The organism is Mycobacterium persicum, from assembly GCF_002086915.1.
Lineage (GTDB): Bacteria > Actinomycetota > Actinomycetes > Mycobacteriales > Mycobacteriaceae > Mycobacterium > Mycobacterium persicum.
In genome coordinates this window covers 3,063,468-3,083,748 of the sequence record NZ_MWQA01000001.1, presented here as the reverse complement: position 1 = coordinate 3,083,748, position 20,281 = coordinate 3,063,468, and the positions used below count along the sequence as shown (strand labels likewise).

The following is a 20,281-nucleotide window of genomic DNA, read 5'->3' as shown; positions in this document are numbered from 1 at the left end:
GCTGATCGAACGTGGCCGACACCGTCCAGGACGCCGACCTGCTGACCGCGGCCGCGGTCGCCCTCAACCGGCATGCCGCCGTGCTTCGCGAACTGGGGTCGGCATTCGCCGAAGCGGGTCATGAGTTGTATCTGGTCGGCGGTTCGGTGCGCGATGCGCTGCTGGGCCGGCTGAGCCCCGACCTGGATTTCACCACCGATGCCCGTCCGGAGCAGGTGCAGAAGCTCGTGCGGTCCTGGGCCGACGCGGTGTGGGACACCGGTATCCACTTCGGCACCATCGGCGTCGGCAAGGACGCCTACCGGCTGGAGATCACCACGTTTCGCGCCGACAGCTACGACCAGGTGTCACGGCATCCCGAGGTGTCCTTCGGCGACCGCCTCCACGACGATCTGGTGCGCCGCGACTTCACCGTGAACGCGATGGCGGTGCGAGTCACGCCGGAGGGTCCGGGCGAATTTCTTGATCCGCTGGGCGGTTTGGCGTCGTTGCGGGACAAGGTACTCGACACCCCGGCACCACCGTCGGAGTCCTTCGGCGACGACCCGTTGCGGATGTTGCGCGCCGCGCGGTTCGTCTCCCAATTGGGCTTCACCGTTGCTCCGCGGGTACGGACGGCGATCGAAGAGATGGCCCCGCAGCTGGGCCGGATCAGCGCCGAGCGGGTGGGCGCCGAACTGGACAAGCTGCTGCTCGGTGACGACCCGGTCGCGGGCATCGACCTGATGGTGCAGAGCGGCATGGGTGACGTGGTGCTGCCCGAGGTTGGCGGCATGCGAATGGCCATCGACGAACACCACCAGCACAAGGATGTCTACCAGCATTCGCTGACCGTGTTGCGGCAGGCAATCGCGCTGGAGGACCCACCTCCAGAAGGAGGCCCGGATTTGGTGCTGCGTTGGGCGGCGCTGCTGCACGACATCGGCAAGCCCGCCACCCGCCGACACGAAGCCAACGGCGGGGTGAGCTTCCATCACCATGAGGTGGTCGGCGCCAAGATGGTCCGCAAGCGGATGCGCGCGCTCAAATACTCCAAGCAGATGATCGACGACGTCTCGCAGCTGGTGTATCTACATTTGCGGTTTCACGGCTACGGCGACGGCAAGTGGACCGATTCCGCGGTGCGCCGCTACGTCACCGACGCCGGGCCGTTGCTGTCGCGGCTGCACAAGTTGGTGCGTGCCGATTGCACGACCCGCAACCAGCGGAGGGCCGCCCGGCTGCAAGCCAGTTATGACCGGCTGGAGGAGCGGATCGCCGAGCTGGCCGCCCAAGAGGATTTGGCTCGGGTGCGTCCCGACCTGGACGGCAACCAGATCATGGAGCTGCTGGGTATTCCGGCGGGCCCGCAGGTGGGTGAGGCGTGGCGGTACTTGAAGGAGTTGCGGCTGGATCGCGGGCCGCTGAGCACCGAGGAAGCCACCGCCGAACTGTTGGCTTGGTGGAAAACTCGAGGGAACCCGTAGCCTGGGCGTTGCGTCAGAACGGTTGTGGAATATTGCGTGGGCGGGGACGACGGATCCGCCGCTATCTGGAACCGTGCACCCGACCTCGACCTCGACGGTGACGGCCGGCTCGATGCGATCGGGCTGGACTTGGATGCCGACGGGATGCGCGACGACGCGCTGACCGATTTCGACGGCGACGGGCTGGCTGACCATGCCGTCCTCGACGTCGACAATGACGGGAAGCCGGAGAGCTACTTCACCGATGACGGGTCGGGGACGTGGGCGGTCGCGGTCGACCGGGGCGGACAAGTGCGCTGGTTCGGGCTGGATGGTGTCGAGCACACCGGCGGTCCGCTGGTCGACTTCGACGGGTATGGCCATGCGGACGACAGGTTGATCGACGCCGACGGCGACGGGCTGGCCGACCGGGTGCTGTGTGCCGGGGACGAGGGCGTGACCGCGTATATCGACACCGACGGGGACGGGCGTTGGAATGTACGGCTGCGTGACACCGACGGCGACGGCGCGGCCGACGGCGCCAGTTCATTGTGAATTGACCGGCACCCGCACTGCCGTTAGCCTGGCCCGCAACCGCTGAGCCAAGCCGGGATCAATGCTCTCCGAAAAGAGGTGGCGATGTTCGTTGACACCGGATCACTGCACTTGGGGGCCAACGATTCTCACCGCGCGGGCGACCATGCCCAGGACGGAGTCGGCCGTCTATCGCGCGGCCCACTGCTGTCAGGGATGTTCGGAGAGTTTGCCGCAGCCGAGGCATTTCATGGCGCGGTCACCTCGGCGCGTGCTCAGCAGGTGAAAACGTTGCAGGCACACCAAGAGGTGCTCACCGCGGTCGGCGGCAATGCGCGCCGCGCCGCGGCGGGGTTCGCCGGAATGGATGAGCGCAACGCCGCGCAGCTGCGGGCGGTGCGATGCAGCTCCGCTACATAAGCATTCCGCTGTTGATCGGCGAGGCCGGTGGTGATCCGTGGGCGATCAACTCCAGCCTCCAAAGTGGGCGCCCCGCAAAGATTTCCGATTTGGCGCAGGCTTTTCATGACGCGGGCAGGTGTACCGCCGAATCCAGTGGGGCCTTCGACGCTGCGCGGCGCCGATTTGAGGCGGCGTGGAATCGGGAAAACGGTGATCATCCGATCAACGACTCGGCCGAAGTGCAGCGCGTGGCTCAGTCGCTGGGCGCGCAGTCCTTGCGGTTGCCGAAGATCGGGGTCGATCTGGAGATCATTGCGGCGTCGTTGGCCGAGGCGCAGCGGTCGGCCAGTGGGCAGATCGCGACGCTGGAGGGCCAGCTGCAACAGCTCGACAACGAGATAGGCCAAGCGGTCGAACTCGAGAAGGATATCCACCTCACCAATGCCGATCGAGCGGCGCTCGACGCACTTATCTCTGCCCTCGAGGATCGGGCAATCGCCGACACCAAAAGCGCCCTGGGACAACTGCAATCGATCCGCAACGGCTACTCGGACACCCTGCAGAAGTCGCTGAACACCTTGCGAAGTGATGGGTATGACCCGGCAGGTATCCAAGCTCTCGACGCTCCGCAATCACCACCGAAACCTGAAGAGCCGATTCAGATTCCACCACCAGGAACCAACGCTGAGGAGGTCAACAAGTGGTGGAAATCGCTGAGTCCTGAACAGCAGCGGCAGCTGACCGCTGACCATCCGCCAGAGCTGGGGAACCTCAACGGAATTCCGGTCGACGTCCGCAGTCCGATTAACAAGGCAGTCATGGACGACGATCTCCATCGCGTGGCGGACGTTGCCGACAAATACGGTGTTTCGGTCAACGAGGTGGTCGCCGATCCGGGCAAGTATGGGCTGTCCGCGGCAGCAATTACCCGCTATAACAACGCCTGCCGTACCCAGGAGGGGCTGAACGCGTCCGCCAATGCGGTAGATGAGTGGGGGCATCATCCTGAAGTATTTCTGTTGAAGTATCAACCCGAGGCCTTCGGCGGCGAGGGGGCTGCCGCGATCGCCATGGGCAATCCCGATACAGCAGCAAACACCGCGGTCCTGGTCAAGGGACTGGGTACCGGGGTTCGCGAGGGAACGCTTTCCAACCCCGACGGGGTGCGCCTGTACCAGGAGTCCAGCCGAGCCGACTGGGGAAAGCGAACCGCGGTGGTGATGTGGGTGGGCTATGACGCGCCCAACACCGTGACGGACCCGGGTTTGTACTCGCCGAACATGGCCCGTACCGGGGGCCAGGCGCTGGCCGCCGATGTGAACGCCCTGGCGGTCACCCACCACGACGACGTGCCGTCACACATGACGGTGGTCGGACACTCCTACGGGTCCACTACGGTCTCGGATGCGGCGGCGGCATACGGGATGCATGCCGACGATGTGGTGCTGGTCGGCTCGCCGGGAACCGACCTGGCGCATTCGGCGGCCGATTTCCATCTGTCCCCGGGCGGGCATTTATATGTCGGGGCGGCTTCGGGGGATGCGGTCACCTGGTCGCCTGGTCATGTGACCGGACCCGGACTCATCGGTCCAACGCTGGGTGGGCTTGGAGACGATCCCGCCGTCGATGGTTTCGGGGCCACCCGGTTCAAAGCCGAAGTCCCGGGTTATACCGGCAATCCGGTGTATGACCATTCGCATTACTTCGACAACGGATCAGAATCGCTGTTCAGCATCTCTGACGTGGTCTCCGGTCACGGCGATGCGCTACAGCACGATGGGATGACCGCACATCATCGTGGTGAATACGGGATGGGGGAGTGGTTCGACCCCGAAGCGCTGCGATCGGCGACCACCAGGCACCGCCATAGCGGACCGACGGGCTGAATGCGTGCCGTTTCGCGAATTTGAAAATCTTGAAAGGAAGTGACGAGTGTGGACCCTGCCAGTCCGGATTGCCGTCGCGGCGATCGGAATCGGCCTTGTGCTCGGCGGATGTGCTGACGACGTGCGGCACCCGATTTCGCCTCAGCAGGCACGCGCCCAGGTTGTCGATGCGGCCCGCGACATCGTCGCGGCGCTACACGCGCAGGTGACCGAGGCATCGTTCTCCTACGAGTCGTGTAATGACCAGGGCGAACCCCCGTTTCGTGGGGTGGCGAAAGTCATTTTTTGGATGCCGGGCGTCCCGCACGCCGAAGCGGCCGACTCGCAGACAATTGTTAAGGTGCTAGTCGCTAATGGCTGGAGCACCGACTCCGACTTTAAGTCCCATGCGCCAACTCTACGCAAAGGCGATATCAACATTATTTTGAACGTTGTTCCGGCGCAGATGCCGCCTGGAATCGAACGTAACAGCCATGCTTGGGTTGAAATTGACGGCGAGTGCCGCGACACCTTCGACCACCGTAAGGACCACTCCATCTTGCCGGTCGATGTCAGTAAGGAAATTCAGCAGTCCTGATGCCGTCGGCGATGAACACTGGATTCATGAGGTATCGATGACTGAAATAGGCCTGGAAAAGGCTCGAATGCGCGCTGTCGAGGCGATTGACAAATTGGCTGAAAAAGAGCGGCTCGGTGAGCTTATGAAGAAGCATGGTATTTCCCGTACAACGCGGTCGCGTTCGTCGTACATGGAGATATTTCCGCCGCCTTGGCCCCATATATCCCGATTGCCGATGATCCAGCGAAGCCCTACGCGATTCCTGGAACTGTTCACAATATGACAGATGCGGGGATTTTCGTGGATTTGGATGGCGAATGGGGAGATCGGATTGGCTATGCTGATGGAGCCTGGCAGGCTTCAGTAGGAACTCCATATGAGGCGCGTGCGATTCCTCATGACAGTCTGCACAACCCTTATTTTGAGTACAAAGTGCAGGCCGAAAAAGGTCTTCCGCCCGGGTGGCTAATTGAATATTCACTTGCCGCACCATGGTTCGGACAGCCAGGTGGTGGGCCCCAATATCGCATAATGGCGCCACAGGCGAGCGCCCCAACGCCAAAGCCCTCATTGCAAGAGGCTTCTTAAAGGAACCGTAGAGCATACAGGAGTCGCGATGACCGATTGTTACGTAGATCTGAACGGATTTCCTCCGTTCTTACACCGGATTGTCAAGTCATGGTACTTGTGGCAGGAAGTCTATCTCCGTGAGTTGGGCCGCCGGCTAGGCGACGATCAGCGCGAACCGAAGGCCGGGGAAACGCCTGAGCGAGTTTTTTGGGGTCGACAGCCGCCAATGATGACCAAAGATTGTGAGCTAGGCTTAGTTGACGATGCGGACGTTTCTTACTACTTGGTATGCAGAAATGAGGGGCATTATATCGATAGCGAGGAAAGGGGCTCCCGGCGCAGGTACTGGATGTTTAGAAGGTTTGAGGATGCAGAAAAGTACCTCCTGTTCATTATTAGCCAAATGGCTCGGCCTGGAAAGTACACCAATTCGGTCGGTTATCGCTGGGTGCAAGAGGGTTTGGACGCCAGGGTTTCTTTAAGCAGGCCGGATCCGGTAAACTTTCCGGGATGTGTGAGCCTTAGGGTCGACGACGAGGCTACTGATCGCGGTTGGATGGCTGAAAGCGACGCGGTACAAGCGTCGCATATCTTGGTTCTTACGTTTGAGGAACTCGATACATTGCTCCGTGAGGGCATTCCAGCCGATTGGTTCACCATTAGTATCGTTACGGATTAACGCAATCTACCAGATGGCTGCAGCAAGGGATGGTGAAAAATTTCAAGAAAGATGGTTACCAATGTCATTCCACGCTCTCTGGCGGTGAGCTGCCGAACCACAGTCCCGCAGTGGGACGTCAAATGCTGACGCAGGGGTTGATTACCTACGCAATAGCTCTATCAGGCCGACCATGGGCGTGACAAACGGTGGGTGGAAGGAGGGTAAGTGCTAACTAGCCGACACTGGTCTATCAACTGTGATATTCGAACGATAACTCTCCGGGAGGCTTATAGTGAATACTCGGGGTGATATAGATATCAGCCAAGCAATTGAACTTTATTTGAAGCACTATCCAGGCAAGAACGATGAAGAATTCGATCTGTTCTTTGGGCCGGCTGTAGCACCGATCGCACTCTCGAAAGTGCGGGAGATTCTGGACGAGGCGATGAAGGTGGAAGTGGATTTGACGGATTGGACTTTGGTTGAGGGTGGCGAACTGGTGAAGTCGGTGATGCGCAATCAGCACCCCGAGCTTTCGCTAGAAGCCATCGCGTCAATCGGTCACTACTATACTTATTTGATGCGTTAATACTGGGACTTCGCTTTTCTGCAGTTCCCCATCGAGAGACCGCTTAATAGACATGAGGAGTATCAATCTGCTACAGGATCAAAATAGTTGCAGGTTGACCACAGTTAACGACTATTCGTCATGAGGACAAAGGGACTGAGAGAAGACAGCAGCTCCGACCTGCCGACCATGTGCGTGGCAGGCGTCGGGTGGGTCGAGGGAAGTACGTGACAACTCTAGCTAGGTGGGCTTAGAGACGATCCCGCCGTCGACGGTTTCGGGGCCACCCGGTTCAAAGCCGAAGTCCCGGGTTATACCGGCAATCCGGTCTGTGACCATTCCCACTACTTCGACAACGGATCAGAATCGCTGTTCAGCATCTCTGACGTGGTTTCCGGTCACGGTGGTGCGCTACAGCACGATGGGATGACCGCACATCATCGCGGTGAATACGGGATGGGGGAATGGTGCTACCCGGAAGCGCTGCGATCGGCGACCACCGGGCACCGCCATAGCGGACCGACGGGCTGAAATGCGTGCGTTTCGCGACTTTGAAAATCTTGAAAGGAAGTGACGCGTGTGGACCCTGCCAGTCCGGATTGCCGTCGCGGCGATCGGAATCGGCCTTGTGCTCGGCGGATGTGCTGACGACGTGCGTCACCCGCTTTCGCCTCAGCAGGCACGCGCCCAGGTTGTCGATGCGGCCAGCGACATCATCAACTCCCTTCATGCCGAGCTGACCGAGGCGACATTCAGCTACGAATCATGTAATGACCAGGGAGAGCCACCGTTTCGTGGGGTGGTGGACTTGTCGTTCTGGATGCCCGGTGTCTCGCACAATGGACCGGCCGATCCTAAGACGCTGATCTCAGCGTTGGTCGCCGACGGGTGGAGCACCGACTCCGATTTCATATCCCACTCGCCCACACTGCGGAAGAAGGACGTCAACGCCATCGTGACGGTGGTACCGCCCGCGCTCCATGGGGAAGGATTCAACAGTCATGTTGGCGTCAAACTGGACGGCGAGTGCCGCGACACCTTCGACCACCGTAAGGACCACTCCATCTTGCCGATCGATGTCAGTAAGGAAATTCAGCAGTCCTGATGCCGTCGGCGATGAACACTGGATTCATGAGGTATCGATGAATGAAATAGACCTGCAAAAGGCTCGAATGCGTGCTGTCGAGGCGATTGACAAATTGGCTGAAAAAGAGCGACTAGGTGAGCTCATGATCGTTGATTCAGCGATCGTGGAGACAAAAGAAGCATGGCATTTCCCGTACGACGCGGTCGCGTTCGTCGTACATAGATATTTCCGCTGCCTTGGCGGGGAATGTGCCAGTGAGGGTACCGCGAGATGGCAGCGCTCTTACCTACGAAGCGCCCGCTCAGTGGTGAAACGGGGGAGCAAGCCGCAATTTGTTGTCGGCCTTGAAGTGTGCCATCGCCACCTTTGGTGTTGTAAGTCACTTCATCGGTCGTCGGGCGCTGGCTGAATTGTGGCGACGTGCCGATGTTGTTAGGTTGCCGCCATGGGCGCTGATGACACGTTGCGAGTAGATCCTGTGGTGATGCAGGGGTTCGCCGAGTCGTTGCGTGGTGCGGCTGAGCATTTTGCAACGCAGTTGGCAGAGCTTGATTCTGAGGTTGGCGAGGTGTTGGGCGGCTGGCGCGGCGCGTCGGGGAACTCGTATGGCTCGGCGTGGGAGTTGTGGCATCGCGGTGCTGGTGAAGTGCAACTGGGGTTGGCCATCCTGGCGCAGGCGGTAGCCGAGGCGGGGGCGGGGTATCAACAAAACGAGACTGCGTCCGCCCAAGCGATGCGTGAGGTCGGTGGTGGCTGAGCCGTTTCGGGTCGATCCGGCGGCGCTGTCCGAGGCGGTGCAGCGGATGGCCGAGTTCGGGCGTCACACCGAAAGCATGCTCGCCGAAATCGACTCGTTGGTGACCCGCTTGCATGTGACGTGGACGGGGCAGGGTGCGGCGGCTCATGCTGAGGCGCACCGGCATTGGGCTCTTGGTGAGGCGATGATGCGCCAGGCATTGGCTCAATTGCGTACCGCGGGGCAGGGCGCGCATGCCAACTACTCGGGCGCCATGTCGACGAATAGCCGTATGTGGTCGTGAGCTGATGACCACGCTGGCCGGCGGCCCTTGATGGCGCCGGTACGGCGGTGGTGGCCGCCGGTGAGACTCTGGGGTCGGTGACCTCGACGCTGACCGGTGCGCTGGCGGGATCTGCTGGGATGGCCGGTGATGATCCGGCCGGCGAGCAGTTCGGACGTGCTTATGACGAGACGGCGGCCACCGTGTTGCAGGCGATGGCCGTGACACGCAATGGGTTGTGCAATCTCGGCGATGGCGTGCGCATGACCGCGCACAACTACTCGCTGGCCGAGGCCATGTCCGATGTCGCCGGCCGCGCCGCGCCGCTGCCGGTGCCGCAGCCGACCAGTTGCGCGGCCGCGAGTTCGGCGCCGTCGGCGATTGGTAACGGTGATAGCGCCCCGGCGGGCTGGGGCTGGGTAGCTCCCTACATCGGGATGATCTGGCCCAATGGGGATTCGGGGAAGCTGCGTGCGGCGGCCGCGGCCTGGCGTAACGCCGGCACCCAATTCGCGGTGGCCGAAATCCACGCGACCGCAGGGCCGATGAATGCCATTCGCGCTCAGCAACTCCCGGAAGCAGGGCTCATCGAGGGCGCTTTTTCTGATGCCTACTCCAGCGCGACCGCGATAGTGGGGCAGTGTCAGACCATCGCAACCGGGCTGGACAAATATGCGGCCAAGATCGACGCGGTGCATGCTGCGATCCTGGATTTGCTGTCGCGCATCTGCGATCCGCTGACGGGAATCAAAGAAGTCTGGGAGTTTCTCACCGACGAGGACGAAGACGAGATCGCCCGCATCGCCCATGACATCGCCACGGTGGTCGACAATTTCACCGGCGAAGTTGATGCGCTCGGCAACCAGATCGGTGAAGCAGTTGCGCAAGCTCATACGACGATCAGCAACATGGGCCGGCTCGCCGCCAAGGAATGGGAGCAGTTCCTGCAAGGCAACCCGGTGGGTTGGTTAATCAATTTCACGGGGCAGCGGTTCAAAGGCATGGGCGAAATCGTCTGGGGACTGGGCGAAACGGCCTGGAACTATAACCAGATTCGCGCCCTGCTCGACCCGGTTGGCTATGGCCGCGATGTGGGTGGGATGGCTCTCGGTATGGCGCCGCTGGTTGGTCTTGGCGGCGACCACGCGCCCGGAGTCTTCGAGTCCTGGAAGGAGGTCATCAAAGACAACGTTCACTGGGACGATTGGGCAAGAAGCCCCGGCGAGGCCTACGGAAAAATGGAAGCCGACGTCGCGACGAACTTCTTTCCCGAGGGGCCGGCCGCCAAGTTGGACAGGGCCCGTGAGATCGCCGATAAGCTAAAAGCATTCAGGGAGAGGTTGTTCGGGACCCGTGGCCCTGGCGACCCGAATCCTCCTGAGCCGCCTACACCCACTGGCCCTAAGCCTAAGGCTGAACGGCCTGACCAGCCTCAGCCGCCGACGGACCAACAGCCGCAATCGGGAAGCCCGACGCCTGGGCCGCAGTCCAAACCCGGAGCCGGAGACAATCCGTTACCCAAGAGCCCCACTGAATCCAAGACACCAGTCGAGAACAAACCAGTCACCGGTGAGTCGGTCAAACCCAACGGGTCACAACCGGATTCGGAGGATACGCCCAGGGGATCCGTTCCCGCCGCGTCAGGGGAGAAACTACCGCCAAGCCATTCTCAGCCGGATGAACCCATCTCGGCTCAGGTACCGGCGTCCGGTGGCAATTCCCCCAAACTGACTCCATCGGCGCATCCGCCAGAGGCACACGTGCCGGTGGCAGCCCAAGCGTCGCCGCATTCCGCGCTTTCCACCAACCCCCGCACGAAGCACCAGCCCACAGCGGCGCGGTCCATGGCGGACCCCTGGGCGCCCATCCAAGTGAATCAGCGCCAGGTCCCGACGGCTCGCCTCATGAAGCAGGTGGCAGCCAGGATCCGCATGAAGCGCAATCATCGGATGATGGCGGCTCAGCTAGCCATGACGGTTATGACGTCGGTGGTCACCATGAGCCGCCCACCGGCAGGGACGTTTTTCCAGATGCGAAACCTTTTGGTGAGCTCGGCGAAAAAGAGTATCGGACACAATTTGAGGACGAGAATGGCAATTTGATATATCCTGATAAGGATGATCCCGCCAAGCCCTACGCGATTCCAGGTACGGCGCATGATATGACCGAGGCAGAGATCTGGGCACTGGACGGAACAAAAGTTGATCGCATCGGTTATCCTGGCGGGGAATGGCTTGCCCCGGTTGGGACTCCCTATGAAGCTCGATCACTTCCCCACACTAATTTGGACAAGCCGTACTTTGCCTATACGGTAAATGTCAAAGCCGGACTGCCGCCTGGATGGAAACTCGAGGAATCCCTCGCTGCGCCATGGTTTGGACACCCGGGCGGCGGACCCCAGTACAAAATTATTGCCCCACCGGATGACTGGCCTAAGGTCCAGGACCTCATTGACAGAGGATTCTTGACCAGGGACTAAGAGCGACCCTTAGGAGTTCATGATGCCCAATTATCAGGTTGACTTAAGTATGTTCCCTCCGCCGGTACATCGGATTGTTAAGTCGTGGTATTCGTGGCAGGAGGTCTACCTCCGAAAGTTGGGTAGTTACCCAGGTAAGAACGAACGCGAGCCGCGGGGCCGAGAGACTGAGGAGGAAGTATTCTGGGGCGGCAGGCCGCCAGTAATGATTAGTGATAGCGAATTACGGTTTTTTGACGATCTGGAACTTTCATATTATTTGGTCTTTGAGGACAATCTTCACTATATCGACGGGATGTCAAGGGGCTCACGGCGTAGGTACATGATGTCCAGGCGCTTCGAGGATGCCGAAAAGTATATGCTTTTTTTGATTAGCCAGGCTGCACGGCCAGGCTATTACGAAGATTCACCAGGTTTTCGCTGGTATAAGCAGGGCTTGCATCCTAGGGTGTCTTTATCTAAGCCTGATCCCATAAATCATCCAGGCCGTGTATCCATAACCGTCGATCAAGAAGCCACTGATAGAGGATGGATGAGCGAACACGACGCAATTGCTGCGTCACACGCTATCGTCTTGAGCTTTGTGGAGCTTGATGCTGTACTGCGCGAGGGAGTTCCACCCGGCTGGTTTACGCTTAACATAATTGGTGGATAGCTGACATTGGTAATGGGAGTGAGTATTGGGACACCGGAGCGCGGGCGGAAGCCAAGCGTCGCATTTATGGTAAGCAGCCTCTAACCCGGATGTTTCGCGGGGTTGACGTGGCGGCCTGATCGGTTCGGATTGCGGTTTTCGATCTTGATTTTCGACGGTGGGCATCATGGCGGTCCCGGTCAGCGGGTTCTGGCGGGTTCCTGTGCCCGTCGGTCCTTCCGTGGGGTCGTGGGGGTAGGTGGGGTGTTCGTCAGCCCGGTTGGAGGCGCGCCAACGCGGTAGCCAGCAGATCGGCCCATGGGGTGCTGGCGGCGAGCCGCAGCCGGGTTCGACGGGCGTGGCGCGCCAACCGGCCGGCGATCGAAAACAGGCGCAGTCGTAGGCGTTTGGGTTCCCAGCGCCGCGCCGAATGCTCGTCAAAGGCCAGCATCTGCAGCCATGCGGTCAAGTCGATCGCGAGCTGCACCAACGCGCACCAGATCCGGTTTTGATCGAATCCATGCAGAGGTAGGTTGACCAGGCCGGTGTCCTTGGCCACCCGAATGCGGTCTTCACAGCGGGCACGACGGCGGTGCCGCAGCTCGAGATCGGGCAGTTGGCCCCGGCCGGTGTTGGTGACGAACGCCGTCAGCCGTAGCCCGTCGCGGTCGGTGAACCGCAGCTGCGCACCGGGATGGGGGCGTTCCTTGCGCACCACCAGCCGCATCCCCGCAGGCCAGTCCGACAGGTCAACCACCCCGGTGGCCTCGGCCACCCACGCCCCGTCACGGACCTGCCCGTCAGCGTCGTAGGCCGGGGTCCAGGCCCGTTCGGGAATCACGTCGATGGCAGCGGTCATCGTTTCGTTGAGCGTGAATCCCAGCGAGTAGGACAGCCGGCGAGCGGTCAGGTAGTTGAGGAATTCGTGAGTGGCTCCGCCAGCGTCGGTGCGCACCAAAACCTTCTTGCCGACCCGATAGCCGACCTCAAACGGCAGCTGCTGTAGTGCCGATGCGAGGACGGTCTTGTGGTCGGCGGCGGTGTTGGAGCCGGCGTTGCCAGGCCGCAGCAGGATCGCCAGTGACTCCCCGGTTCCCGCACTGCCGTGGTCAACGAATGCGCACAATGGATGAAATCCAAAGCCGCGCTTGAATGTTGGTGCTGCTTTCTCCTTTTCCGAGTGCGCGGTGACCAGGGTGGCATCCAGATCGACGATCAACGGGTGATCGGCATCGATCCCATGACCGGGTGAGTGCTGCCCGGCGGCTGCCCACGCCGCCGCACGCGCGCTGGCCCGCGCCGAATCAATGGCCGCCAAGGCTTTCGAGGCATCTGCGGCCAACGTCGTGATCAACCGCGACACGGTGGGATCGGAGGCCACCGGGCCGAACACGCCCGGCTCGGCGCGCAGCAGGCCGACATCTGCCAGGCAGTCCCCACCGAGCGCCAGTGCCACAGCGATATCAAGCACAATCTTGCCGGGATCGTGGCTGGCCAGAGGTTTACGCCATGGCGCCAACGCGTCCGACAAGGCGCCGGTCAGCCCGGCCCGCTCGGCGGCGCGCAGCAATACCACCGCACCTGCGTGCGACACGACACCGGTTGCGCGGCCATCGACCGACAACGACGGGTAACACGACGTAGACTTGCCCACCAGATTGGTGCTCCGATTCTTGAGATGATCTGGTCCTAGACAAACCGGATTATCCCTGCTCAGAGCACCATTCTTCGTTCAAGACACACCATCAAGATCAACCGGCGCGAAAGCCCGAGGCTAACTGAGAAAGCGGTGGCGTGATCTGAGGGAGCGGCAGCCAAGGACCGCTGCCAACCAGCCCACCACCGGTGACACCGCCACCAACACCACCAGAGATCACCCCCGGCATACCGGCAGCCCCCGGCTTACCCGGCGGGTCATTCTCACCAGCGGCCGTAGGACGAGGCATTTCGCCTGCCTCGCTTGGGCAATCGTTCGCGACCGGCATGATGACGGGGCAACCGGCTGCCGCGGGTGCGCAGTCGTTGTCGGCTGGGACGATGCATGCGATGGAATCGGGGGCAACACCTGCACCGCAGACGGCTTCTCCGCTACCTACGGGTCGGCAAGATCATCAACCACTACAAAATGGCCAAGCACTTCACCATCGAGGTCACCGACGATGCGTTCACGTTCACCCGCAAGACCGACCAGATCACCGCCGAAGCGGCCCTAGACGGCATCTACGTGCTGCGCACCAGCCTGCCCGAACAGACTCTCGCCAACAGCGATGTGGTTTTGCGCTACAAGGGACTTGAAGACGTCGAGCGGTTTTTCCGCGGCATGAACACCGAGCTTGATGTGCGGCCCATCCGCCACCGCCTGGCCGACCGAGTGCGCGCCCACGTGTTTTTGCGGATGCTCTCCTACTACATCAGCTGGCACATGCAACAAGCCCTCGCCCCGATCCTGTTCCAGGACAGCGACAAAAACGCCGCGGCAGCCAAGCGCACCCATCCCGTCGCTGCGGCCCAGCGCTCCGATGCCACCCTGACCAAAGCCGCCCGCAAACGCACCCAAGACAACTACCCGGTCCACAGCTTCACCAGCCTGCTCAAAGACCTCGCCACCCTGAGCGCGGCCACCGTGGACCGCTACCTCAAACCCGCCCGGGAACGGTCACGCGCTCAAAATCCGTGAGGCACCACCACCGGCCACGCGCTCAAAGTAGGTGAGGCACGCCGCTGATTTGCTGCCACGCCCATGCCTGTTCCACTATTGAGCCCGGCCGGTTCACTGCTGAGGCGCAGATGTGCGGACAGTTTGTGGTGACTGATCCAGCAGGAATTATGGAGGACGGATGGCGGGAAAGCAGTCTCCTGACTTCAGTGGACCCTCGGCTACCGGGCGACCCACCCAGCCGCCGATACACAGTCAGCACGCGCTAACGCCGCGGATCTGGCCAACTATTGCCCTGGCCGTGATTGCTACCGTCGTGGCCGTCGCTGCGCTGATAGTGGCGCTGACAGCCTCCAAACCTTCGGCCGCCTCAGTGCCGACATATACCGCCGCCGAGACGACAGCAGCGCAACGGCAGCTTTGCAGCACATACGAGCTGGTAGCACAAGCTGCAAGGGTCGACACCGCCGGCAGCGACAAGGCATTGGCCCGCATAGCTACTACAAATGGCGCGTTAATGCTCTACATAGCGGCCGCCAACCCGGCTCTTGACGCCAGCTACCGCGATGCTGCACGCGCGTTGGCTACGGCGGAGGGAACGCTTACAGCGAAGGGTAGTTATGGGGTCGCCACGGACGCCGAATATCAAGCTGCGCTCGATGACGCAATCGCCAAGGATGCTGCTATGAAGAAGGTTTGCGGTGGTGGGTGACCTCCCACCGGGCAGGTGGACAGCGGCGCTGATTGGGCCGTGGTGGCCGACTCCGTCGACGATCCTTCGCGCGGCCGCGCAACATTGGACCGCATGGATGACGCAGAAGCAAGAACTGGCTCAGAGTCTGCGGAACCAGCGAGAGCTCTTGTCCCGCAATGAAGGCAAGACTGCGGATGATCTTATTGCCCGGTATTTCCAGGGTGAGAGAGCTGAGCTAGACAAGGCGGAAAAATACAAGGCAAAGTCTGACGCGTTTAACACCGGTGCTGATGCCATCGATTATTTGCGGAGCCGTTTGACAGACATCGCAAACACCGGCAACAAACAAATAGATGACGTTCTTGCGTCGAAGAAGCCGTTACCCGAGCAGTTAGCGGAAATTCATAGAATCCAAGCCCAGTGCAATGCTGACGCCACGTCCGCTTCCCTAGCCACCGTCGACAAAATCGTGGGTGCCACTCAAAAGATTCTCGATGCCGAAGGTGTCGGCGGTGACGCCCGAGCGTGGGCGCGGAACAACGGGTTCCACCTCGACGATGCGCAACGCCCACGGCCGATCAGTGAGGACGACGTGAAATCAGCTGCAATCGGGTCTGGTGGTCGTGGTGGTGCAGATGCCTCACGTTGTCCCGGGCGTCGACACGCAGGAATTGCCACCAGCGGCTTTTAGCCGCAGTGGACTGGCCAGTGGTGGTGGCAATAGTTCCGGAAACATTTCAGGCGCCGGTGCGCAAGGATCACCACCGGTTGCATTTTCGGCCGGTGCGCGCGCCGGACCAATACCAACAAGCCCACCACCGGTGACACCGCCACCAACACCACCAGGGATCACCCCCGGCATACCAGCAGCCCCCGGCCTACCCGGCGGGTCATTCTCGCCAGCGGCCGCGGGACAAGGCATTTCACCTACCTCGCTTGGGCAATCGTTTGCGACCGGGATGATGACGGGGCAACCGGCTGCCGCGGGTGCGCAGTCGTTGTCGGCTGGGACGATGCATGCGATGGAATCGGGGGAACACCTGCACCGCAGACGGCTTCTCCGCTACCTACACCGCCGCCGGTGGCTGCACCGACCATCGCTGCCGCCGGTATCGAATCAGCAGCAATCCACCCTTCAGTTGACACGTCAGCGACGGCCTCCGGCGCCCCGGTGATGGCAGCCGGTGACACCGGCACGGCGGCGGTAGCACCAACGGTGGTAACGAGTGCGCCGATGTCCGCGCCCGTGCCGCCTGCGGTTGGCCCGGCGGTCCCTGGTGGATCGTTGCCCGCGTATGGCTCTGACCTGCGCCCACCCGTCGTCACTGCCGGGCCCACTCCATCAGCTGTGGCAGCGCCGGTTTCCGGTGCGCCGGTGGCACCGTCGGCGTCGTCGTCACCATCGGCGGGGGGCCCGCTGGTTTCTCCGGTCGAGCGCACGGCGTCGGGCACCACCGCGGGTGGGCAGGTCGGCGCAAGCGGAACGACGATGTCTGCAGCATCGGCAGCGTCGGCCATATCCGGGGCGGCCGCTGGTGCGGTGTCTGCCAGGGCGGCCGAGCAACAACGGCTGGAGCGCCTCGTCGATGCGATGGCTCGTCAGGAGCCGCGACTATCCTGGGCGGCCGGACTGCGTGAGGATGGCACCACCACCCTGCTGGTCACTGATCTTGCAGGGGGGTGGATTCCGCCTCACATTCGACTGCCTGCCAACGTGATTCTGCTTGAGCCAACCGCACGGCGTCGCGATGCAAGCGTGGTCGACTTGTTGGGAGCCGTCGTGGCCGCGGCTGCGCACGAGCCGAACGCTTACATCGGCGAGTCGGGTCCCGATGCGCCACTGTTAAGCGGTGATCGCGCAGCTCGCTCCGCCGCGCCGAAAGTCGACGAACTCGGACCCACCCTCGTCGAGGCTGTACGTCGCCGCGACGGTCTCCCGCGGATAGCGCAAGCCATCGCAGCGCCTGCAGTGCGCAAAACCGGCGTCCTGGAAAGCGAAACCCAATTGCTGCGGGAGCGCCTTACCGCAATCCAGGAGTCGGTGCTCAACGCATACCCCGACCACGAGCTATCGGCTCTTGGCGATTGGATGCTCATGGCGGCAATCGATGCGCTGATCGACGAGCATCAGTATCTCGCGAACTATCACATGGCGTGGTTTGCCGTAATCGCTAGGCGCGAGGGTTCCGGAGGGTTTGCTGGGTAAGGAGTTTTGGTGATTCCCGGCCGTGGTTCCAGCACCGGGCGACATTGCAGGACTGTCAGCTTCGGACCGGTAACGGATCCGTGCTGGCTACTGTGGCATGGGCCCGCAGGCCGCTCGAGGTGAATACCTGTCCGGTTGTGCTCTGACAAAATCATGATGACGCGCCCGCCGGCGCGTGCAAGGCAACCAAGTAGCGGCCTCAGGTCAGCCCAGACGAGGTTGAGGTGACACATGACCGCGGATCCATTCCCGTTCCCGGTTCCGGGAGTTCCGGCCATCCCGCCCAACTCCAGCGGAGTCCCGATTAAGGTGACGCCGGAGACCTTACAACAGGCGCTATACGGGCCATTATCGCCGCCGGTCGAGCCGAGTATCGTTCCGCCGCCAGGACCTGCCCCCGCAGACCAGGCTCAATCAGCGTTGGGTGCCGCCGGGAATCTTGGCGTTCCCGGCGACGTCGCATCGAGCGCCCAGGAAGATATGGATCGTCGGGCGCACGCGGCCGATGCCGCGCGGAAGTTCCCGGCTAACGAGGCTGACGCGGCACAGCAGTTCCAAGGCGTCGGTGCGCAGGCGGGTGCCCAGGGGGCTACCCAGATGATCCAACAAGCGGTGTCCGGCATTACCGGTGCCCTCGGCGGGGCGGTTGGCGGCATCTTGGGGCCACTCACTCAGCTTCCACAGCAGGCGATGCAGGCCGGCCAGGGCGCAATGCAGCCGCTGATGAGTGCGTTTCAGCAAGCCCATGGCGCGCAGGGGCTGGAGGCTGCGGACGGGGCGCGGCTTGTGGACAGCGTTGGCGAAGAATCCGGGCTCGGCGGCGGCAGTGGTGCCGGGGGCATCGGCTCCGGCGGCGGGGGCGCTGGCGGCACAACCCCGACGGGTTATTTGGGACCGCCGCCGGTGCCGACGTCGTCACCACCGACAACTCCTGCTGGGGCGCCGACCAAGTCCGTCACGGGAACGCCTACCAGCGGTACGTCGCCCACACCGACGTCGATGGGTGGGACCGGGATGCCGATGGTTCCGCCCGGCGCGATGGGCCATGGCGGCGAAGGGGGGAGCAAGGACAAGCCGGTCGAGAAGCGGATAACCGCTCCGGGTGTGCCCAACGGGCAGCCGGTCAAGGGCCGCTTGACGGCCCCGCCTAGTGTCCCCGTCAAGACTGGCGACGGCAAACCGCCCGTTACCAAGTCGGCCCGCCGGATTGTGGTATTGCCGACCGACGGGGAAGCGCAGGACTAATGGGAGTCGATCGGCGTGGCGTCGAGGGTCTTGAGTGGCGTGGCGAACGCTGGTCATCGAGCTGCTGGTCGGTGAGCACTTCCTTGGACTGGGACCGATGTTGATCCCTATGGCTAGATCGTGCCCCGGCTGGTTCGGTGAGGTCGCTTGAAGCGCTGATGGGATGTCGTGCCATTGCGAGCACTGATCCATTAGTCCGCCGCCGGGTGTCCTCAGGCTCGATGATGAGTCAACGACGACCCAGGAGGTGGTATTGATGATCTTTGTCGGCGATGACTGGGCCGAAGACCACCACGACGTGTATCTGATGGACGAGGCCGGCCAACGCTTGGCAGCGCGGCGACTACCGGAGGGCTTGGCCGGTATCCGGGGCTTACACGAGCTGATAGCAGCCCATGCCGAGGAGCCCGATCAGGTGATGATCGGCATCGGAACCGATCGTGGTCTATGGGTCCAGGCGTTGGCCGCATCGGGCTGTCAGGTGTGGGCCATCAACCCGATGGCTGCGGCCCGCTACCGCGATCGTCACCACGTCTCGGACGCGAAGTCCGACGCCGGGGACGCCAAGCTGTTGGCCGACCTGGTCCGCACCGACCGGCACAACCACCGCCGGATCGCCGGTGACAGCCCCGATGCCGAGGCGATCAAGGTGTTGGCCCGTACTCATCAGAGTTTGATTTGGGCGCGCACGCGCCATGTCAACATGATGCGCAGTGGGCTGCGGGAGTACTACCCCGCGGCCCTGGAGGCCTTCGAATCGCTCAGCGACAGTGACGCGTTGGCGATCTTGGGTCACGCGCCCACTCCCGAGCAAGGGGCTCGGTTGAGCCTGGCTAAGATCGGTTCGGCGCTCAAAGCCGGTGGACGGCAACGTAATATCGACGCACGCGCCGTCGAGATCCAGGCGACTCTGCGCCGCGAACACCTCACCGCTCCTGTTGCAGTGGCGGCCGCTTTCGGGGCCACCACAACGGCCGCGGTTCATGTCATTGCGGCACTGAACACCCAGATCGCCGAACTCGAAGCAATTCTGGCCGACCATTTTGAGCAACACCCGGACGCCGACATCTACCGCTCCCTGCCAGGACTTGGTGTCATACTCGGCGCCCGGGTGCTCGGTGAGTTCGGGGACGATCCGAACAGGTACACCACCGCTAAGTGTCGCAAGAACTACGCCGGAACTTCACCACTGACCGTTGCCTCCGGCCGAAAGCGTGCCGTACTGGCACGCCATGTCCGCAACAAACGCCTCTACGACGCGCTCGATCAATGGGCGTTCTGCGCGCTGACCCGTAGCCCCGGAGCTCGCGTCTTCTACGACCAGCACCGCGCCAACGGCGACAGCCACCACCAAGCCCTTCGCGCCCTGGGCAACCGACTCGTCGGCATTCTCCACGGCTGCCTACGCCACCACACGCTCTACGACGAACACAAAGCCTGGGCACACCGCACGCCCGCAGCCGCTTGACAACTTACGGACCTGGGATGTCTAGCCCGAGTGCTTTCGAGCTGAGCCGGGACAGCTCCTCGATCTCACCCGGCCCGCTCGGAAGTCGCATATACCCCAAACCAACGCGGTGCGTGGGCGTTCGGGTTGCCCAACCCTGCACCTATTCCGGTCGGCCCCCCAGCGGGC

At 62.1% G+C, this 20,281-nt stretch carries 20 protein-coding genes and 1 pseudogene; 20 read left to right on the top strand and 1 reads right to left on the bottom strand.

Annotated elements, in window-relative coordinates:
• The first annotated feature begins 11 nt into the window (after positions 1-11).
• From B4U45_RS14085 to B4U45_RS14020, 14 genes are all read left to right on the top strand, one after another.
• Positions 12-1,466 (top strand): CCA tRNA nucleotidyltransferase, encoded by a 1,455-nt coding sequence (locus tag B4U45_RS14085; RefSeq protein ID WP_075547673.1) that lies wholly within the window; start codon positions 12-14, stop codon positions 1,464-1,466.
• A 24-nt stretch (positions 1,467-1,490) separates the two neighbouring features.
• Positions 1,491-2,000, top strand: coding sequence for a pullulanase (locus B4U45_RS14080; protein WP_075547672.1), 510 nt, complete (start codon positions 1,491-1,493; stop codon positions 1,998-2,000).
• 84 nt (positions 2,001-2,084) lie between these two features.
• On the top strand, positions 2,085-2,399 hold the full coding sequence (locus B4U45_RS14075; RefSeq protein ID WP_075547709.1) for a DUF2563 family protein: 315 nt from the start codon (positions 2,085-2,087) through the stop codon (positions 2,397-2,399).
• Entirely contained in the window at positions 2,381-4,267 is a 1,887-nt protein-coding gene (locus B4U45_RS14070) for a putative alpha/beta hydrolase (RefSeq protein WP_075547671.1), read from the top strand. Before B4U45_RS14075 ends, B4U45_RS14070 begins: the two co-directional genes overlap by 19 nt.
• Positions 4,268-4,313: 46 nt before the next feature.
• On the top strand, positions 4,314-4,844 hold the full coding sequence (locus B4U45_RS14065) for a hypothetical protein (protein ID WP_183154943.1): 531 nt from the start codon (positions 4,314-4,316) through the stop codon (positions 4,842-4,844).
• Positions 4,845-5,105: 261 nt separating this feature from the next.
• The gene (locus B4U45_RS30420) at positions 5,106-5,414 is read left to right on the top strand and encodes a TNT domain-containing protein (protein ID WP_082275461.1); all 309 of its coding nucleotides are present in this window, start codon (positions 5,106-5,108) and stop codon (positions 5,412-5,414) included.
• 28 nt (positions 5,415-5,442) lie between these two features.
• Positions 5,443-6,075, top strand: a complete 633-nt coding sequence (locus tag B4U45_RS14055) for a hypothetical protein (RefSeq protein WP_131808312.1) — start codon at positions 5,443-5,445, stop codon at positions 6,073-6,075.
• A gap of 274 nt (positions 6,076-6,349) precedes the next feature.
• A complete protein-coding gene (locus tag B4U45_RS14050) occupies positions 6,350-6,646 on the top strand; it encodes a hypothetical protein (protein ID WP_075547669.1) in 297 nt (98 codons plus the stop codon).
• A gap of 556 nt (positions 6,647-7,202) precedes the next feature.
• A complete protein-coding gene (locus tag B4U45_RS14045; RefSeq protein ID WP_183154942.1) occupies positions 7,203-7,730 on the top strand; it encodes a hypothetical protein in 528 nt (175 codons plus the stop codon).
• 427 nt (positions 7,731-8,157) lie between these two features.
• Positions 8,158-8,469 (top strand): WXG100 family type VII secretion target, encoded by a 312-nt coding sequence (locus B4U45_RS14040; RefSeq protein WP_075547668.1) that lies wholly within the window; start codon positions 8,158-8,160, stop codon positions 8,467-8,469.
• Complete coding sequence (locus B4U45_RS14035; RefSeq protein ID WP_063470843.1) at positions 8,462-8,752, top strand: WXG100 family type VII secretion target; 291 nt, start codon at positions 8,462-8,464, stop codon at positions 8,750-8,752. The genes B4U45_RS14040 and B4U45_RS14035 overlap by 8 nt, the downstream gene beginning before the upstream one ends.
• A 77-nt stretch (positions 8,753-8,829) precedes the next feature.
• On the top strand, positions 8,830-10,833 hold the full coding sequence (locus tag B4U45_RS14030; RefSeq protein ID WP_131808311.1) for a WXG100-like domain-containing protein: 2,004 nt from the start codon (positions 8,830-8,832) through the stop codon (positions 10,831-10,833).
• A gap of 59 nt (positions 10,834-10,892) precedes the next feature.
• Positions 10,893-11,210, top strand: a complete 318-nt coding sequence (locus tag B4U45_RS14025) for a TNT domain-containing protein (RefSeq protein ID WP_142995456.1) — start codon at positions 10,893-10,895, stop codon at positions 11,208-11,210.
• Positions 11,211-11,232: 22 nt separating this feature from the next.
• A complete protein-coding gene (locus B4U45_RS14020) occupies positions 11,233-11,865 on the top strand; it encodes a hypothetical protein (RefSeq protein WP_131808309.1) in 633 nt (210 codons plus the stop codon).
• 250 nt (positions 11,866-12,115) lie between these two features.
• Here B4U45_RS14020 and B4U45_RS14015 read toward each other — a convergent pair whose 3' ends face one another.
• A complete protein-coding gene (locus B4U45_RS14015; protein ID WP_075545416.1) occupies positions 12,116-13,498 on the bottom strand; it encodes an IS1380 family transposase in 1,383 nt (460 codons plus the stop codon).
• Between the two features lie 438 nt (positions 13,499-13,936).
• On the opposite strand from B4U45_RS14015, the pseudogene B4U45_RS14010 reads away from it, so the two are divergent.
• The 6 genes and pseudogenes from B4U45_RS14010 to B4U45_RS13990 form a co-directional block, all read left to right on the top strand.
• Positions 13,937-14,488: pseudogene (locus tag B4U45_RS14010) on the top strand (IS1634 family transposase); the annotation flags it as partial.
• A 193-nt stretch (positions 14,489-14,681) separates the two neighbouring features.
• On the top strand, positions 14,682-15,212 hold the full coding sequence (locus B4U45_RS14005; RefSeq protein ID WP_371686637.1) for a hypothetical protein: 531 nt from the start codon (positions 14,682-14,684) through the stop codon (positions 15,210-15,212).
• Positions 15,213-15,309: 97 nt separating this feature from the next.
• On the top strand, positions 15,310-15,885 hold the full coding sequence (locus tag B4U45_RS29320; RefSeq protein ID WP_241780335.1) for a hypothetical protein: 576 nt from the start codon (positions 15,310-15,312) through the stop codon (positions 15,883-15,885).
• A gap of 798 nt (positions 15,886-16,683) precedes the next feature.
• Entirely contained in the window at positions 16,684-17,400 is a 717-nt protein-coding gene (locus B4U45_RS29315; RefSeq protein ID WP_241780334.1) for a DUF5631 domain-containing protein, read from the top strand.
• Between the two features lie 231 nt (positions 17,401-17,631).
• Positions 17,632-18,645 carry a hypothetical protein gene (locus B4U45_RS13995; protein WP_116671298.1) on the top strand — a complete coding sequence of 338 codons (1,014 nt, stop codon included), beginning with the start codon at positions 17,632-17,634 and terminating at the stop codon, positions 18,643-18,645.
• 256 nt (positions 18,646-18,901) lie between these two features.
• Positions 18,902-20,113 carry an IS110 family RNA-guided transposase gene (locus B4U45_RS13990; RefSeq protein ID WP_075549336.1) on the top strand — a complete coding sequence of 404 codons (1,212 nt, stop codon included), beginning with the start codon at positions 18,902-18,904 and terminating at the stop codon, positions 20,111-20,113.
• The last annotated feature ends 168 nt before the right edge of the window (positions 20,114-20,281 follow it).

Coding starts and splice junctions, on each gene's coding strand:
- B4U45_RS14075 (WP_075547709.1), top strand. CDS start 2,085: ATGTTCGTTGACACCGGATCACTGCACTTGGGGGCCAACGATTCTCAC.
- B4U45_RS14070 (WP_075547671.1), top strand. CDS start 2,381: ATGCAGCTCCGCTACATAAGCATTCCGCTGTTGATCGGCGAGGCCGGT.
- B4U45_RS30420 (WP_082275461.1), top strand. CDS start 5,106: ATGACAGATGCGGGGATTTTCGTGGATTTGGATGGCGAATGGGGAGAT.
- B4U45_RS14055 (WP_131808312.1), top strand. CDS start 5,443: ATGACCGATTGTTACGTAGATCTGAACGGATTTCCTCCGTTCTTACAC.
- B4U45_RS14040 (WP_075547668.1), top strand. CDS start 8,158: ATGGGCGCTGATGACACGTTGCGAGTAGATCCTGTGGTGATGCAGGGG.
- B4U45_RS14025 (WP_142995456.1), top strand. CDS start 10,893: ATGACCGAGGCAGAGATCTGGGCACTGGACGGAACAAAAGTTGATCGC.
- B4U45_RS14020 (WP_131808309.1), top strand. CDS start 11,233: ATGCCCAATTATCAGGTTGACTTAAGTATGTTCCCTCCGCCGGTACAT.
- B4U45_RS14005 (WP_371686637.1), top strand. CDS start 14,682: ATGGCGGGAAAGCAGTCTCCTGACTTCAGTGGACCCTCGGCTACCGGG.
- B4U45_RS29320 (WP_241780335.1), top strand. CDS start 15,310: ATGACGCAGAAGCAAGAACTGGCTCAGAGTCTGCGGAACCAGCGAGAG.
- B4U45_RS29315 (WP_241780334.1), top strand. CDS start 16,684: ATGTCTGCAGCATCGGCAGCGTCGGCCATATCCGGGGCGGCCGCTGGT.
- B4U45_RS13995 (WP_116671298.1), top strand. CDS start 17,632: ATGACCGCGGATCCATTCCCGTTCCCGGTTCCGGGAGTTCCGGCCATC.
- B4U45_RS13990 (WP_075549336.1), top strand. CDS start 18,902: ATGATCTTTGTCGGCGATGACTGGGCCGAAGACCACCACGACGTGTAT.